The organism is Geodermatophilus sp. SYSU D01105, from assembly GCF_054050095.1.
The window spans coordinates 80,848-95,356 of record NZ_JBJGYR010000007.1; the positions used below are offsets into that span (position 1 = coordinate 80,848).

At 74.7% G+C, this 14,509-nt stretch carries 14 protein-coding genes; 7 read left to right on the forward strand and 7 right to left on the reverse strand.

The window, feature by feature from the left end; all coding sequences use genetic code 11:
- Positions 1-2: 2 nt before the first annotated feature.
- The 7 genes from ACI79I_RS08370 to rpmH form a co-directional block, all read right to left on the reverse strand.
- The gene (locus ACI79I_RS08370) at positions 3-1,067 is read right to left on the reverse strand and encodes a ParA family protein (RefSeq protein ID WP_456991849.1); all 1,065 of its coding nucleotides are present in this window, start codon (positions 1,065-1,067) and stop codon (positions 3-5) included.
- A gap of 85 nt (positions 1,068-1,152) precedes the next feature.
- On the reverse strand, positions 1,153-1,824 hold the full coding sequence (rsmG, locus tag ACI79I_RS08375) for a 16S rRNA (guanine(527)-N(7))-methyltransferase RsmG (RefSeq protein ID WP_456991850.1): 672 nt from the start codon (positions 1,822-1,824) through the stop codon (positions 1,153-1,155).
- Positions 1,821-2,471, reverse strand: a complete 651-nt coding sequence (locus tag ACI79I_RS08380; RefSeq protein WP_456991851.1) for a Jag family protein — start codon at positions 2,469-2,471, stop codon at positions 1,821-1,823. Before ACI79I_RS08380 ends, rsmG begins: the two co-directional genes overlap by 4 nt.
- Positions 2,472-2,555: 84 nt before the next feature.
- Complete coding sequence (gene yidC, locus ACI79I_RS08385; protein WP_456991852.1) at positions 2,556-3,647, reverse strand: membrane protein insertase YidC; 1,092 nt, start codon at positions 3,645-3,647, stop codon at positions 2,556-2,558.
- Positions 3,640-3,987, reverse strand: a complete 348-nt coding sequence (yidD, locus tag ACI79I_RS08390; RefSeq protein ID WP_456991853.1) for a membrane protein insertion efficiency factor YidD — start codon at positions 3,985-3,987, stop codon at positions 3,640-3,642. The genes yidC and yidD overlap by 8 nt, the downstream gene beginning before the upstream one ends.
- Positions 3,984-4,367, reverse strand: a complete 384-nt coding sequence (rnpA, locus tag ACI79I_RS08395) for a ribonuclease P protein component (protein WP_456991855.1) — start codon at positions 4,365-4,367, stop codon at positions 3,984-3,986. The genes yidD and rnpA overlap by 4 nt, the downstream gene beginning before the upstream one ends.
- Position 4,368: 1 nt before the next feature.
- Positions 4,369-4,506: a 50S ribosomal protein L34 gene (gene rpmH, locus ACI79I_RS08400; RefSeq protein ID WP_089305879.1), complete on the reverse strand. Its 138-nt coding sequence runs from the start codon at positions 4,504-4,506 to the stop codon at positions 4,369-4,371.
- A 591-nt stretch (positions 4,507-5,097) separates the two neighbouring features.
- On the opposite strand from rpmH, the gene dnaA reads away from it, so the two are divergent.
- The 7 genes from dnaA (at position 5,098) to ACI79I_RS08435 (ending at position 14,482) form a co-directional block, all read left to right on the forward strand.
- Positions 5,098-6,876 carry a chromosomal replication initiator protein DnaA gene (gene dnaA / locus ACI79I_RS08405; RefSeq protein WP_456991856.1) on the forward strand — a complete coding sequence of 593 codons (1,779 nt, stop codon included), beginning with the start codon at positions 5,098-5,100 and terminating at the stop codon, positions 6,874-6,876.
- Positions 6,877-7,742: 866 nt separating this feature from the next.
- Positions 7,743-8,909 carry a DNA polymerase III subunit beta gene (gene dnaN / locus ACI79I_RS08410; protein WP_456991857.1) on the forward strand — a complete coding sequence of 389 codons (1,167 nt, stop codon included), beginning with the start codon at positions 7,743-7,745 and terminating at the stop codon, positions 8,907-8,909.
- Positions 8,910-8,988: 79 nt separating this feature from the next.
- Positions 8,989-9,921 (forward strand): phosphogluconate dehydrogenase (NAD(+)-dependent, decarboxylating), encoded by a 933-nt coding sequence (gene gnd, locus ACI79I_RS08415; protein ID WP_456991858.1) that lies wholly within the window; start codon positions 8,989-8,991, stop codon positions 9,919-9,921.
- A gap of 91 nt (positions 9,922-10,012) precedes the next feature.
- Positions 10,013-11,215: a DNA replication/repair protein RecF gene (gene recF, locus ACI79I_RS08420; protein WP_456991996.1), complete on the forward strand. Its 1,203-nt coding sequence runs from the start codon at positions 10,013-10,015 to the stop codon at positions 11,213-11,215.
- A complete protein-coding gene (locus tag ACI79I_RS08425; protein WP_456991859.1) occupies positions 11,212-11,718 on the forward strand; it encodes a DUF721 domain-containing protein in 507 nt (168 codons plus the stop codon). Before recF ends, ACI79I_RS08425 begins: the two co-directional genes overlap by 4 nt.
- 41 nt (positions 11,719-11,759) lie before the next feature.
- On the forward strand, positions 11,760-12,716 hold the full coding sequence (locus ACI79I_RS08430) for a hypothetical protein (RefSeq protein ID WP_456991860.1): 957 nt from the start codon (positions 11,760-11,762) through the stop codon (positions 12,714-12,716).
- Positions 12,713-14,482 carry an ABC transporter ATP-binding protein gene (locus ACI79I_RS08435; protein ID WP_456991862.1) on the forward strand — a complete coding sequence of 590 codons (1,770 nt, stop codon included), beginning with the start codon at positions 12,713-12,715 and terminating at the stop codon, positions 14,480-14,482. Before ACI79I_RS08430 ends, ACI79I_RS08435 begins: the two co-directional genes overlap by 4 nt.
- The last annotated feature ends 27 nt before the right edge of the window (positions 14,483-14,509 follow it).

Genomic DNA, 14,509 nt, shown 5'->3' on the forward strand with positions numbered 1-14,509 from the left:
GCTCACTCCTCAGGACGGGACGGGGGGACGGGCACGGTGGCCGCGTCGGTGTCGGCGAAGGCCAGGGACGTCGCGGCGGGGGGAGGGGCGGGCGTCCCCGGCCCGGTGCGCGAGGTCAGCGGCGGCAGGGACACGCCCCGCTCGGCGAGCTCGCGGGCGGCCTCGACGTAGCTGGTCGAGCCGCGCGAGCCCGGGTCGTAGGTGAGCACCGACTGCCCGTAGCCCGGCGCCTCCGACACCCGCACGTTGCGGGGGATCACCGCGTCGAGCACCAGGTCCCCGAAGTGGTTGCGGACCTCCTCGGCGACCTGGTCGGCGAGCTTGGTCCGGGCGTCGTACATCGTCAGCAGGATGGTCCGGACCGCGATGCCGGGGTTGAGGTGCTGGCGGACGAGGTCGATGTTGTTGAGCAGCTGCCCCAGCCCCTCGAGCGCGTAGTACTCGCACTGGATCGGGATGAGGACCTCGTCGCCGGCCACCAGCGCGTTCAGCGTGAGCAGCCCCAGTGACGGCGGGCAGTCGATGAGCACGTAGTGCGGGCGCTGCTCCACCGGGAGGACCTCGAGGTAGGCCTCGATAGCCCGGCGCAGCCGGTACTCGCGGGCCACGACGGAGACCAGCTCGATCTCCGCACCGGCGAGGTCGATCGTCGCGGGGACGCACTGCAGCAGCGGGCTGGCCGTCGTGGGGTGCACGACCTCCGACAGCGAGCTGTCCCCGACCAGGGCGTCGTACACCGACGGCGTCCCCACGGTGTGCTCGACACCCAGGGCGGTGCTGGTGTTGCCCTGCGGGTCGAGGTCGATGACCAGCGTCCGCAGCCCGTAGAGCGCCAGCGCCACGCCCAGGTTCACCGACGAGGTGGTCTTGCCGACGCCGCCCTTCTGGTTGGCGATGGTGATGACCCGGATCCGGCCGGGGGCCGGGAACGGCTCCTGGTTGGCCGCGTGCAGCACGCGGGTGGCGCGCAGCGCCTCCATCGCGATCGGGCTGTCGAAGTCCGCTCCGGAGCTGCCAGCCTGGTCGGCGGCGAGGGCGCCCCGCAGCCGCTGGCCCGGGTCGGTCATCTCGGGTCCTTCCTGCCCATCCGTTTCACGTGGAACGGGAGCGGGGAGTTGTACGGGTTCCACGTGGAACAGGTGCCCGGACGGGTCACCGCGGCCCACGGGTCATGACCACCACGGTAGTGGCAGCCTCGCCGAGCTCGGCACCGACAGCCCGCACGTGGACCTCCCTCATCCCCGCGGACTCCAGCTGGGGCACCATCGCCGGCAGTTCGGCGACCGCGCGGGCGCCGACGAGCGCCACGAGCTGGGCGCCGGGCCGCAGCAGCCCACGGCACCAGGAGACCAGCCGGGGGAGGGCGGCGACCGCCCGCGCGGTGACGACGTCGACCGGGCCGACGGCCGCCCGCACGGAGCGCTCCTCGGCCCGGCCGCGGACCACCCGCCACGGGACGCCGAGCTCGGCGACGACCTCCTCGAGGAACTCCACCCGCCGCGCCATGGGCTCGACGAGCGTGAGCCCGATGTCCGGCCGGGCCAGCGCCAGGGGGATGCCCGGCAGACCGGCTCCGCTGCCGACGTCCACCACCCGGGCGCCCGCGGGGACGGCCTCGGCCACCGCGGCACTGTTGAGCACGTGCCGCTCCCACAGCCGGGGCACCTCTCGCGGGCCGATCAGGCCGCGGACGACGCCGTCGGTGGCCAGCCGGGCCACGTAGCGCTCGGCGTCGGCGAGCCCGTCGCCGAAGACGGATCGCGCGACGGGAGGGGCCGGCGGGACCGCTGGGGCGCCGGCGTCGGGAGTGGCGGCGTCGGTCACCGATCGGGCAGGACGACGACCCGGCGGTTCGGCTCCTCGCCCTCGGACTCGCTGCGCACCCCGGACATGCCCGCGATGACGTCGTGGACGACCTTGCGCTCGAACGGGTTCATCGCGGCCAGCCGCTCGGGCTGCCGGCTCTGCGCCACCCGGCGGGCCGTCTCGGCCGCCAGCGAGGTGAGGTCGGCCCGGCGCTTGGCCCGGTAGCCGCCGATGTCGAGCATCAGCCGGCTGCGGACCCCGGTCGACTGGGCCACGGCCAGGCGGGTCAGTTCCTGCAGCGCCTCCAGCACCGCGCCGTCGGACCCGACGAGGTCACGCAGGTCGCCGCCGACGATCGCGACGGAGGCCCGGTCGCCCTCCACGTCCAGGTCGATGTCGCCGTCGACGTCCAAGATGTCCAGCAGCCGCTCGAGGTAGTCGCCGGCCACGTCACCCTCGCGGACGAGCAGGTCGTCCGCGTCGTCGGTGTCCGCGTCGTCGGTGGGCTCGAGCACCGCGTCCGCGCCCTCGGCACCCTCGTCGGGGAGGTCGGGCTGGGCCGGTCCGGCGGCCGCATCCGGCACCGGGCTGAGGACGGCGCCGGAGGTGGCCTCCGCCGTGGCGGCGGTCCCGGCCGTGTCAGTGGGGTGCTGCGGGGCGCTCATCGCGATTCCTCCCAGTTGGTGCAGGCGTCCGGGCTTCCCCGGTGGTCGATGGCCGGCGGGCGTCCGCAGCGGACGCCGGCGGTGTCAGCGGCGCTTGCGCTTCCCCCGGTTGGCCGGGCCCTGGCTCCCGCCCCGCGCGCCGGTGCTGCGCGGCCGGCTGCCCGTGCCCTTGCCGCCGCCCGGGGGCTGGCCGTTGGAGCCGGCGGCCGTGGCCCCGGGGGGCTGCACGCCGTCGACCGGCGTCGTGTCACCCGTGGGGTTCGCGGGGTCGACCGTCGACGCGGGCGACGCGGGCCGGCCGGGCTTCGGCCGCACCGGCTTGGCACCGGGCTTGGGCGCGAGGGCCTTCGGGTCGATCGCCGGCTTGTCGGCGGCGGCCTTGGCCTTGGCGGCATCGGAACCGGGCGGGGGCAGCTTGCGCAGGATGAAGAACTGCTGCCCCAGCGTCCACAGGTTGTTCGTCATCCAGTACAGGAGGACGCCGATCGGGAAGAAGAAGCCGGTCACGAAGAGGCTGATCGGCATGCCGTAGAGCAGCAGCTTCTGCACCGTGGCGGCCTGGCCCTCGACCGGGCCGGACCGCTTCATCGTCTGCTTCTGCGTGACGTAGGTGGTCGTGCACATGATCACGATGAGCACGAACGCGACGACGCGGATGTTGAGCTGCCCCACACCGGGCAGGGCCAGGATCGCCTCCGCCTTCGCCCCGCTCATGGTGAACGAGGACGAGATCGGCGCCCCGAACAGGTCGGCGGACGCCGCCTGGTCGGTGAGGGTGTCGTCCCAGCTGTAGAGCCCCGGAGCGCCCGGGGCCAGCCGGCGCAGGACGTGGAAGAGCGAGAGGAACACCGGGATCTGCGGCAGGATCGGCAGGCAGCCGGCCAGCGGGTTGACCCCGCGCTCCTTCTGCAGCGCCATCATCGCCTGGCTGAAGCCCTGCTTGTCGCTGCCGTACTGCTTCCGCAGCCGCTGGATCTCCGGCTGGATCTCCTGCATCGCCCGCTGCGACTTGACCTGCTTGACGAACAGCGGGAAGAGGATCAGCCGGACGGTGACGACCAGGAAGATGATCGACAGCGCCCAGGTGATGCCGCCGGCCGGGTCCAGGAACGTGGAGAACAGCGCGTGCCACCGGGCCATGACCCAGGAGATGGCGGTGTAGAGCCAGTCAAGCAACGCCAGCCTCCTGCTGCGCGGCCCGGCGGGGTGCCGGAGGGTGAGCTCGGTCTGATGTGGTGGGTGCCGTGCGCGCCGGTGGCACCGGGTCGAACCCACCGGGGTGCCAGGGCGCGCACTTGAGCAACCGCCGCAGCGCCAGCCAGGTTCCGCGGCCGGCGCCGTGCACCGCGATCGCCTCGGCGGCGTAGGCACTGCACGTGGGGGCGAAGCGGCAGCGCGGGGGCAGGGCCGGGCTGATCGCCCGCTGGTAGAAGCCCACCGCGGCCAGCAGCGCCCGGCCGACCCGCCCGCGCTCGGCGGGGGAGTCGGGACCGGAGGTGCCGGGGACGGCGGTCACGAGGTGCGGGCCCGCTGGGCGAGGACCCGGTCCAGCCCCGCCGCCAGGTCGCGGCGCAGGTCCGCCGAGGTGGCGGCCGCGGCCTCGGGCCGGGCACGCACGACCAGGTCGGCCGAGGGCGGCAGGCGGTGCAGCTGCTCCAGGACCACCGCGCGCAGCCGCCGGGTGACGCGGTGCCGGACCACGGAGTTGCCCACGGCCTTGCCCACGACGAAGCCGGCCCGTGGACCGCCGGCCGTCCCGGAGTCGCCGGGGGTCGGGGTCACGGGCCGTTCGGGGAGGTAGTGGAGCACCATGGTCGGCCGTCCGGCGCGCCTGCCGGACCGGACGACCGCGGTGAACTCCGGACGCCGGCGCAGGCGTGCCTGCGCGGGCAGCACCTCAGGCGGAGAGCTTCTCGCGCCCCTTGCGCCGACGGCCGGCGATGATCGCCCGGCCCGCGCGGGTGCGCATCCGCAGCCGGAAACCGTGGGTCTTGGACCGGCGGCGGTTGTTCGGCTGGAACGTGCGCTTGCTCACGAGGTACTCCCACTACACGACGTCGACGGTGCGCACCCACCGGTGGGCGGGCACGCGCGGAGGGACGGGTGGAGCTCGGCGGAACCGGCTCCCCGTCCACAGACTCCCACCAGCATAGCCGAGGATCGCAGCCTGCCGGAGGGCCCGGTCCGGCGTCCGACGGGTCAGGCTGCACCACGGCCGACGGCGGAGGGCAGCGACGCGCCGGACGCCGCGGGCCAGACGGGCCGGGGCACACCGCCGGTCGGCGGCGGCGTCGTTGCCGGGCTGTGGACGAGGCTGTTAGCGTCGCCGTCGCTCCACACCGGACACCCGAGTCCGGCGCAGGGGCCGCCCCGCTGGGTCGACCGACCACCGCGCCCTCCGAACCACCCTCAGTACGACCTCCTGACCAGCGACGACGCCTCTGCCCGATCACCCGATCGGATGTCCGCCGAATTCGTCACTGGTCGTGCACAGCCTGTGGACACTGGTGTGGACACCGTGTGTCCGGATGTCCACAACGGGGGACTGACCGGGGGACGACGGAGCCCCGGCAGCGGGACGGTCGCGGCAGGGGCGACGCACACACGGTTTGGGGAGGACACGGCCATGGCCGATGCCACGGTGGACCTGGCGACGGTCTGGGACCAAATCCGCGAGCGGCTGGCGACGAGCCTGTCCCCGCAGCAGAACGCGATGCTGAACCTGACCCGCCCGGTGGGTGTGTTCGAGGACACCGCGGTGCTGTCGGCGCCCAACGAGTTCACCCAGACCGTGCTCGAGTCGCGGATGCGCCGGGTGCTGGCCGAGGCGCTGTCGGAGCACCTGGGCCGCGACATCCGCGTCGCCGTCCAGGTGGAGGACACCCCGGCCGCGCCGGAACCGCCGCGCGAGGAGGTCCCGACCCGCCGTCCGTGGGCGGCCGTCGAGGCGCAGCGCGCCGAGGAGGACCGGGAGACCCGCGACCGCACCGACGACGGCCGCAGCGCCTTCGGCGTGCGCACCGACGTGACCGCGCCGCTGACCTGGGAGCGCGACGCCGCGGAGCGGCCGGTCGCCCCCGAGCCCCCGGCCGCGGAGCGCGACGAGGAGTGGGCACCCACCGACTGGAGCCCGCCGGCCCGCCGTGCCGCCGCCCGTGGAGGGCGCGCGTCGCGCGACTGGGGTGGCAGCGGCGCCGACGACGGTGCCGCCGTCCTGCCGTTCGACCTGGACACCGGCGGCGATCCGGAGGACGAGGCGGTGGCGCCCCCCGCCGGCCGGGGCCGACGGGCCGACGGCCGTGCCGGCGCCGGCCGCGGCGACGCCGTCCCCCTGTTCGGCGACCGCCGCGCACCCGCCGGCAGCGCCCAGGACCCGGGGCTGAACCCCAAGTACGTCTTCGACAGTTTCGTCATCGGCAACAGCAACCGCTTCGCCCACGCCGCGGCGGTGGCTGTGGCCGAGGCGCCGGCCCGCGCCTACAACCCGCTGTTCATCTACGGCGACTCCGGGTTGGGCAAGACCCACCTGCTGCACGCGATCGGCCACTACGCGGCGCGGATGTTCCCCAACGTGCGGGTGCGGTACGTGAGCACCGAGGAGTTCACCAACGAGTTCATCAACCTGGTGCACTCCGGCCGGGCCGAGGACTTCCGCCGGCGTTACCGGGACATCGACTTCCTGCTCATCGACGACATCCAGTTCCTGGAGCGCGCCGAGCGGACGCAGGAGGAGTTCTTCCACACGTTCAACACGCTGCACAACGCCAGCAAGCAGATCGTCATCACCTCCGACCGCGCGCCGAAGAAGCTGACGACGCTGGAGGACCGGCTGCGCACCCGGTTCGAGTGGGGGCTGATCACCGACGTCCAGGCGCCGGACCTGGAGACCCGCATCGCCATCCTGCGGAAGAAGGCCTACGGCGAGCGACTGCAGGTGCCCGACGCGGTGCTCGAGTTCATCGCCAGCAAGGTGCAGACCAACATCCGCGAGCTCGAGGGCGCGCTGATCCGGGTGACCGCGTTCGCGTCGTTGAACAAGCAGCAGGTCGACCTGCCGCTGGCCGAGCTGGTGCTCAAGGACCTGATCAGCGACGAGCAGGGCCCGCAGATCACCGCCGCGATCATCATGGCCGCCACGGCGGAGTACTTCTCCGTGACGATGGAGGAGCTGCAGGGCTCCAACCGCAGCCGCACGCTGGTCAACGCCCGGCAGATCGCGATGTACCTGTGCCGGGAGCTCACCGAGCTGTCCCTGCCGCGGATCGGGGCCTCCTTCGGCGGCAAGGACCACACCACGGTCATGCACGCGGTCAAGAAGATCACCAACCTGATGAGCGAGCGCCGGGCGACGTACACGCAGGTCACCGAGCTGACCGCTCGCATCAAGAGCCGCGCGCGCCAGTGACGTCGCGGTCCTCCGGACCGCACCGCGGCCAACGGCCGCTCCCCAGTCGCCTCGAGCCGCTGCCCGTGTCCCGGTCGGGGACCCTCCGGGCCCGCGACCGGTCCACGCTCGGCTGCCTGCCGTCCCCGGCTGCGCTGGGCCTGACGTCTCCTCCGCTGGGCACGTCGGCCAGGACCTCGGCCCCCGCTCCGGGGGAGATGGCGCCGACTTGTCCACAGACCTGTGAGCACGCGGGCGTGCGCCGTCCCCGCGTGGACGGCGGCCTGGTGGTCACCCGTACCGGTGACCTCGGTCGACTCGTCGATGAGTTGTCCCCAGGAATGTGCACAGGTTGGGGAGATCTCACGCCGACTGCTCACGGGCGGTCACGACGTGCCCGGCGCGACGACCGATCCCCGGGATCGTGTGATTTCCCGCGACGGGCGCCTGACCTGCACGGATGCAGGATCTGTGCTGGTCGGGGGCGCGGTCGTCGCCCGCCGGGGCCGCGGGCCTGGGTACGAACTGGGGACGGGCACGGGACGGACCGGGGGACAGCAGGTGGACGGACGGGGGTGGGTGTGCACGACCGTCGAGATGTCCACGTGTCGACAACAGCCGACGCTCGTCCACCCACAGCGGGCCAACATGTCGACTTCGACCCTGACCTGCGGGAACGGCCTGGATCCCCAGGTTCCACACCAGTGATGACGAGGATGAGGGAGAGAGATCGAGGCTTTCTCGAACCACATTCAGGGTGGGGAAGCTGCGGCTCGAGGGGCTGGAGCGGTCCATCCGGGGGACAGCGGTTACCCCCTTGTCGCCCGTAGAAGGCACGATGAGCACCGCAGTGGAGGAACACGACGACAGCTGGGGTGGGTCAGGTCATGAAGTTCCGGGTGGCACGTGAGGTGCTCGCCGATGCGGTCGCATGGACGGCGCGCAGCCTCCCGCCCCGGCCGTCGGTGCCGGTCCTGGCCGGGATCCTGCTGGAGGTCGACGGCAGTCAGCTGTCGGTCTCCGGCTTCGACTACGAGGTCTCCGCGCGCGCGGAGGTCGACGTGCAGGCCACCGAGAGCGGTCGCACCCTCGTGCCGGGCCGGCTGCTCGCCGAGATCACCCGCGCGCTGCCCCCGCACCCGGTCGACATCACCGCCGAGGGCCCGCGGCTGTCCATCGCCTGCGGCAACGCGCGGTTCAGCCTGCCGACGCTGCCGGTGGAGGACTACCCGACCCTGCCGGCCATGCCGTCGTCGGCCGGTGTGGTCGACAGCGACGTCTTCGCCGAGGCCGTCGGGCAGGTGGCCGTCGCCGCCGGTCGCGACGACACCCTGCCGATGCTGACCGGTGTCCGGCTGGAGATCGAGGACGACCTCGTGACCCTTGCCGCCACCGACCGCTACCGGCTGGCGGTGCGCGAGTTCGCCTGGCGGCCGGAGACCCCGGGGCTCTCGGCGGCGGTGCTGGTGCCCGCCCGCACGCTGGCCGACGCCGCCCGCACCCTGACCAGCGGACCGGAGATCACGATCTCGCTGTCGTCCAGTGGCTCGGGCGAGGGGATCCTGGGCCTGTCGGGGAAGGACCGGCAGACCACCACGCGGCTGCTCGACGCGGAGTTCGTCAAGTACCGGGCGATCATGCCCAACGAGTCGCAGGCCAACGCGACGCTGCCGGTCGGGCTGTTCACCGACGCCGCCAAGCGCGTGGCCCTGGTCGCCGAGCGCGGCACGCCGCTGCGCTGCGAGTTCACCCCGGGCCAGGTCACCCTGCGCGCCGGGGGCACCGACGACGAGGGGCAGGCCGAGGAGCGCTGCGACGTCGAGTTCGACGGGGAGCCGCTGACCATCGGCTTCAACCCGACGTTCCTGCTCGACGGGCTGGCCTCGGTCCACACCGGCCGCGCCCGGATGGACTTCACCAGCCCGCTCAAGCCCGCCGTCCTCTCCGGCGTGGAGGAGCCGGCGGCCGACGGTGAGGGCGAGGGCGAGGCCCGTCCGGCCGAGCGGCCGGGCAGCTACCGCTACCTGATCATGCCGGTGCGGCTGCCCGGGTGAGATGAGGGGCCGCCGCGCGGCGGACGCACCGGACGAGCACGATGGGGTCCCGAGAGACCCCCGAGGAGAGGACGACGTCGTGCAGCTGGGGCTGATCGGGCTGGGCAAGATGGGCGGCAACATGGCCGAGCGGTTGCGCCGCGCCGGCCACGAGGTCGTCGGTTTCGACCACCACCCGGAGAAGCGGGACGTCGACAGCCTGCCCGCGCTGGTGGAGGCGCTGGAGGCGCCGCGCGTGGTCTGGGTCATGGTGCCGGCCGGCGAGCCGACGCGGGCGACGGTCAAGGAGCTGGCCGAGCTGCTCAGCCCCGGTGACGTGATCGTCGACGGCGGCAACTCGAAGTACACCGACGACCAGGTCCACGACGTGATGTGCCGCGAGAAGGGCGTCGGCTACGTCGACGCCGGCGTCTCCGGCGGGGTCTGGGGCCTGGAGAACGGCTACGCGCTGATGGTCGGCGGCACCAAGGACGACGTCGCCAAGGTGCAGCCGGTCTTCGACGCGCTCAAGCCGCCCGCGCCCAAGGACGAGTCGGGCCAGGAGCTCCCGGGCGCCGGGTTCGTGCACGCCGGCCCGGTGGGTGCGGGCCACTTCTCGAAGATGGTCCACAACGGCATCGAGTACGCGATGATGCAGGCCTACGGCGAGGGCTACGAGCTGCTGGCCGCCGTCGACCTCATCGAGGACGTGCCCGGCGTCGTGAAGTCCTGGACCCAGGGCACGGTCATCCGGTCCTGGCTGCTGGACCTGCTGGTCCGCGCGCTGGAGGAGGACCCGGCGCTGGAGAAGATCACCGGCTACGCGGAGGACTCCGGCGAGGGCCGCTGGACCGTCGAGCAGGCCATCGAGAACGCCGTCCCGATGCCGGCGATCGCCGCCTCGCTGTTCGCCCGGTTCTCCTCCCGGCAGACCGACTCGCCGACGATGAAGGCCGTCGCCGCGCTGCGCCAGCAGTTCGGTGGCCACGCGGTCCACGCCGTCCGTGCGCAGGAGGCCGAGCGCCCCGCGTGAAGGTGGACCCCTCTGCCCCCCACCACTCGCAGGCTCGCGGCGGGGCCCTGCAGAGGGGCCGTTCCAGCACCTCGTCGCTGGGGGCTTGACGGTGTACGTACGGCACCTGCAGCTCGGGTCGTTCCGCAACTGGGAGCGGGTGGACCTGGCTCTGCGCCCGGGGCCGACGGTCTTCGTCGGCCGCAACGGGGAGGGCAAGACCAACCTGGTCGAGGCGGTCGGCTACCTCGCCACCATGGGCAGCCACCGGGTCGCCGGCGACGCCCCGCTGGTGCGGCAGGGCGCAGCCCAGGCCGTGGTGCGCGCGGCACTCCGGCGCGAGGACCGCGAGCTGCTGGTCGAGATCGAGATCAACCCCGGCCGGTCCAACCGGGTGCGGGTCAACCGCGCGCCGCTGCCCCGCCCGCGGGAGCTGCTCGGCCTGGTGAAGAGCGTGCTCTTCGCCCCGGAGGACCTCGTCCTGGTCCGCGGCGACCCCGCCGAGCGGCGGCGCTTCCTCGACGACCTGCTGGTCAGCCGCACGCCGCGGCTGGCCGGCGTGCGCAGCGACTACGAGCGGGTGCTCAAGCAGCGCAACGCACTGCTCAAGACCGCCCGGCTGGCGCGCGGTGACGCGCTGGCCACGCTCGACGTCTGGGACGGCCACCTGATCGACCTCGGCGGACAGCTGCTCGCGGCCCGGCTCCGGCTGGTGGCCGACCTCGCTCCGCACGTCGCCCGTGCCTACGCCGACGTCGCCGGCCCGGACGCCGCCGTCGCGGCGCTGGGCTACGCGAGCACGGTGCCGTCGGCCGGGGACGGGACGCCGATCGCGCCGGACGCCCGGCTGCCTGACGTCGCCGAGCTGAGCACGGCGCTGCGGACGCGGATCGCCGAGCGCCGTGCCGAGGAGGTCGACCGGGGGATGACCCTGGTCGGCCCGCACCGGGACGACCTGGTCATCTCCCTCGGCGCGCTGCCGGCCAAGGGGTTCGCCAGCCACGGCGAGTCCTGGTCCCTGGCCCTGGCGCTCAAGCTGGGGTGCTTCGCGCTGCTGCGCGCCGACGGGGAGGAGCCGATCCTGGTCCTGGACGACGTCTTCGCCACCCTGGACGCCGACCGGCGCGCGGCCCTGGCCGCGGTCGCCCGGTCCGCGGAGCAGACCCTGATCACCGCCGCGGTGCTCGACGACGTCCCGCCCGAGCTGCGCCGCACGGTGGTGCAGGTGGCCGGCGGCCAGGCGGTTCCACTGGCGACCCCGGGTGCCGAGGATGGGGCCGTGGACGGCGCGGTGCTCGGCGAGGGAGCGCGATGAGTGCGGACGGTGAACGCCCGGGCCGGCCCAGCGACATCGCGCGGGCGGCGCTCGAGGCCGCCCGCGCGGCCTCCGCGGCGCGACCGCGGCCCACCCGCCGGCGGATCGCCGGCCCGCGCCGCACCTGGACCGGCCCCCGGCCCGGGGACGACGACCCGCAGCCCCTGGGCCGGCTGGTCGACTCCCTCGTGACGTCGCAGGACTGGACCGAGCACACCCGGGTCGGCGCGGTCTTCGGCCGGTGGTCGGCGCTGGTCGGGCCCGACATCGCCGCCCACTGCACGCCGCAGACCCTCACCGAGGGCGAGCTGCTGGTGGTGGCCGAGTCCACCGCCTGGGCCACCCAGCTGCGGCTGCTCGCGCCGACGATCCTCGGCAAGCTGCGCGCCTCGGTCGGCGGGGACGTCGTGACCCGCCTGCGCGTTGTCGGACCGACGGCCCCCAGCTGGAAGAAGGGCCCGCGGTCGGTCCGCGGGCGGGGGCCCCGGGACACGTACGGATAGCAGCGGGCCGGTCGCCGGCCCGTCGGGAGGACGATGCAGCGATGACCAGCCCCCGTGATCGCGACCGCGACGGCTTCGACGACCGCCCGGAGGACGGCAGCGGCTGGCGCGAGCCCACCCACCTCGGCGGGGGAGAGGCCGCCCGGCCCGACCCCGCGGAGCCGCCGCGCGAGGAGTCCGCGCCGTGGCAGCCGCCCGGCTGGGACCTGCCCGCCGCCCAGCCCGAGCGGCCCGCCACCCCGCAGCCGCCGGTGGACCCGCGGCCGCCGGCGGACCCGCCGGCCTGGCAGCCGCCGGCGGGTGAGCCCTCCGGGTGGCAGCCGCCCGCCGGGGCGCCCCCGGCCGAGCAGCCCCCGGCGCGCGGCGGGCTCTTCGGTGCCCGGCGTCCGCGCACGCCGGGCGAGGTCGAGCGGGTCTTCGCCTACCAGGGCGACCCCGTGGGCGCGCAGGGCTGGGCCCTCCAGCACGGGTGGGAGATCTCCGACGGCAGCGGGCCCGAGGACGCCGTCCTCGCCGAGCTGGTCCGCACCGCGCCGGTCCGCGCCACCCGGGACCACCGGCCGGCCGGGGTCATGCGCGGCCGGTACGGGTCCCTCGAGCTGGTCGCCTTCGACGTCGTCTACGCCTCCGGGCGCTACGTCGTCCCGGAGTACGCGATCACGGCCGCGCCGGTGCTGGGCGCCGTCCCGGTCCTGCGGCTGTCCCCCGCCCGGTTCTGGAAGCACCGCACCGGCGGGCTGGTCCAGGTGCCCAGCGGGGACCCGGAGTTCGACGCCCGCTGGGTGCTGCTGGCCGCCGACGACGGGCCGGCGACCCGGCGGCTGGTCGAGGACGCCACCGTGCGCGGCCTGCTGCTGAACACCGACGACGGCGACGAGTTCTGGACGGCGGCAGGGCACGTCGCGGCCGTCCGGCCCGACGGCCAGCGCCCCGAGCTGATCGAGCACCACGCCCGCCTGCTCACCGCCATCGTCGGCGCCCTCGCCGTCGTCTCGTGAGCGAGCAGGCCGGTCCGCCGGCGCCGGCGGCCGGCCTGCGCGAGCTCCTCCCGCTGCTGCGCCCCCACCGCGGGCCGCTGCTGGGTGCGGCGGCGCTCTCCCTGGTCGCGGCCGCCGGGGCGCTGGCCCAGCCGGCCCTCGTCGCGGGCGTCATCGACGCGGTCGGTGCGGGGCGGGCGCTGCTGCCCCCGGTGCTGGTGCTGCTCGCCGTGCTCGTCGCCTCCTCGGCGCTCAACGCGTTCCAGCAGTTCCTGCTGCAGCGCACCGGCGAGGGCGTGGTGCTCACGACCCGCCGGACGCTGGCCGACCGGCTGCTGCGGCTCCCGGTCGCCGAGTACGACCGGCGGCGCACCGGCGACCTGATGTCCCGGGTCGGCGCGGACACCACGCTGCTGCGGGCCACGGTCACCTCCGGCGTGGTCGACATCGCCGGCTCGGTCGTCGTCGGGGTGGGTGCGCTGGTGGCGATGGCGCTGGTCGACGGCTGGCTGCTGCTGGTCACGGTGGTCGCCGTCGCCCTGGGCGTCGCCGTCGTCGCCTCGGTGGCCCGCAGGGTGCGGCGGCTCTCGCAGCAGGCGCAGGAGGAGGTCGGCGCGATGACCGCCGCCGTGGAGCGGGCGCTGTCGGCGGTCCGCACCATCCGCGCCAGCGGGGCCACCGGGCGCGAGGTCGGGGTCGTCGGCGCCAGCGCGGGCCGGGCCTACGCGGCCGGGGTGCGGGTGGCGCGGCTGGAGGCGCTGGTCTCCCCCGCCGGCTCCATCGCCGTCCAGGGCGCGTTCCTCGCCGTCCTCGGCCTGGGCGGGTACCGGGTCGCGACCGGCTCGATCGCCGTCGCCGACCTGGTCGCCTTCATCCTCTACCTGTTCCTGCTGGTCATGCCGCTGGGCCAGGCGATCGGTGCGTGGACCCAGCTGCAGACCGGGCTCGGCGCGCTCACCCGGATCCAGGAGGTGCTGGCGCTCCCGCCCGAGGTCGACGCCCGGCCCGAGCGGGGCGGGGCGACCGTCGCCGTCCCCGCCTCGCCCCCGGGCTCCGGCGTCCCGCTGCTCGAGCTGGACGACGTGACGTTCGCCTACCCCGACGGCACCGAGGTGCTGCACGGGGTGTCACTGGCGGTGCCGGCCGGGAGCCGGGTGGCGCTGGTCGGCCCGTCGGGGGCGGGCAAGTCCACGGTGCTGGCCCTGGTCGAGGGCTTCTACCCGCTCACCGGCGGGGCGATCCGGTGGGCGGGCACCGACGTCCGGGACCTGCCGCGGGCCGGTCTGCGCGCCCGGCTGGGTTACGTCGAGCAGGAGGCTCCGGTCCTCGCCGGGTCGGTGCGGGACAACCTGCTGCTGGCCGCGCCCGGGGCGACCGACCCGGAGCTGTGGGCCGTGCTCGCCGACGTCGGGCTGACCGAGGTGGTGCAGCGCTCACCGCGCGGGCTGGACGTGCCCGTCGGGGACGACGGCGTGCTCCTGTCCGGCGGGGAGCGGCAGCGACTGGCGATCGCCCGTTCCCTGCTGGCCCGCCCGGCGCTGCTGCTGCTCGACGAGCCCACCGCCAGCCTCGACGCCCGCAACGAGCAGCTGCTGCGGAACACGCTGGCCGCGGCCGCCGCCGACCGGGCGCTGCTGGTGGTCGCCCACCGGCTGTCGACGGTGCTCGACAGCGACCAGATCGTGGTGCTCGACGGCGGACGCGTGGTCGCCCGCGGCACCCACGAGGAGCTGGTGGAGACCAGCCCGCTCTACCGCGAGCTCGCCGCCGCCCAGCTGCTGGTGTGACCGGGGGGTGACCCGGCCGACCACGAG

Coding starts and splice junctions, on each gene's coding strand:
- ACI79I_RS08370 (WP_456991849.1), bottom strand. CDS start 1,067: ATGACCGACCCGGGCCAGCGGCTGCGGGGCGCCCTCGCCGCCGACCAG.
- ACI79I_RS08380 (WP_456991851.1), bottom strand. CDS start 2,471: ATGAGCGCCCCGCAGCACCCCACTGACACGGCCGGGACCGCCGCCACG.
- dnaA (WP_456991856.1), top strand. CDS start 5,098: ATGGCCGATGCCACGGTGGACCTGGCGACGGTCTGGGACCAAATCCGC.
- dnaN (WP_456991857.1), top strand. CDS start 7,743: ATGAAGTTCCGGGTGGCACGTGAGGTGCTCGCCGATGCGGTCGCATGG.
- ACI79I_RS08425 (WP_456991859.1), top strand. CDS start 11,212: ATGAGTGCGGACGGTGAACGCCCGGGCCGGCCCAGCGACATCGCGCGG.
- ACI79I_RS08430 (WP_456991860.1), top strand. CDS start 11,760: ATGACCAGCCCCCGTGATCGCGACCGCGACGGCTTCGACGACCGCCCG.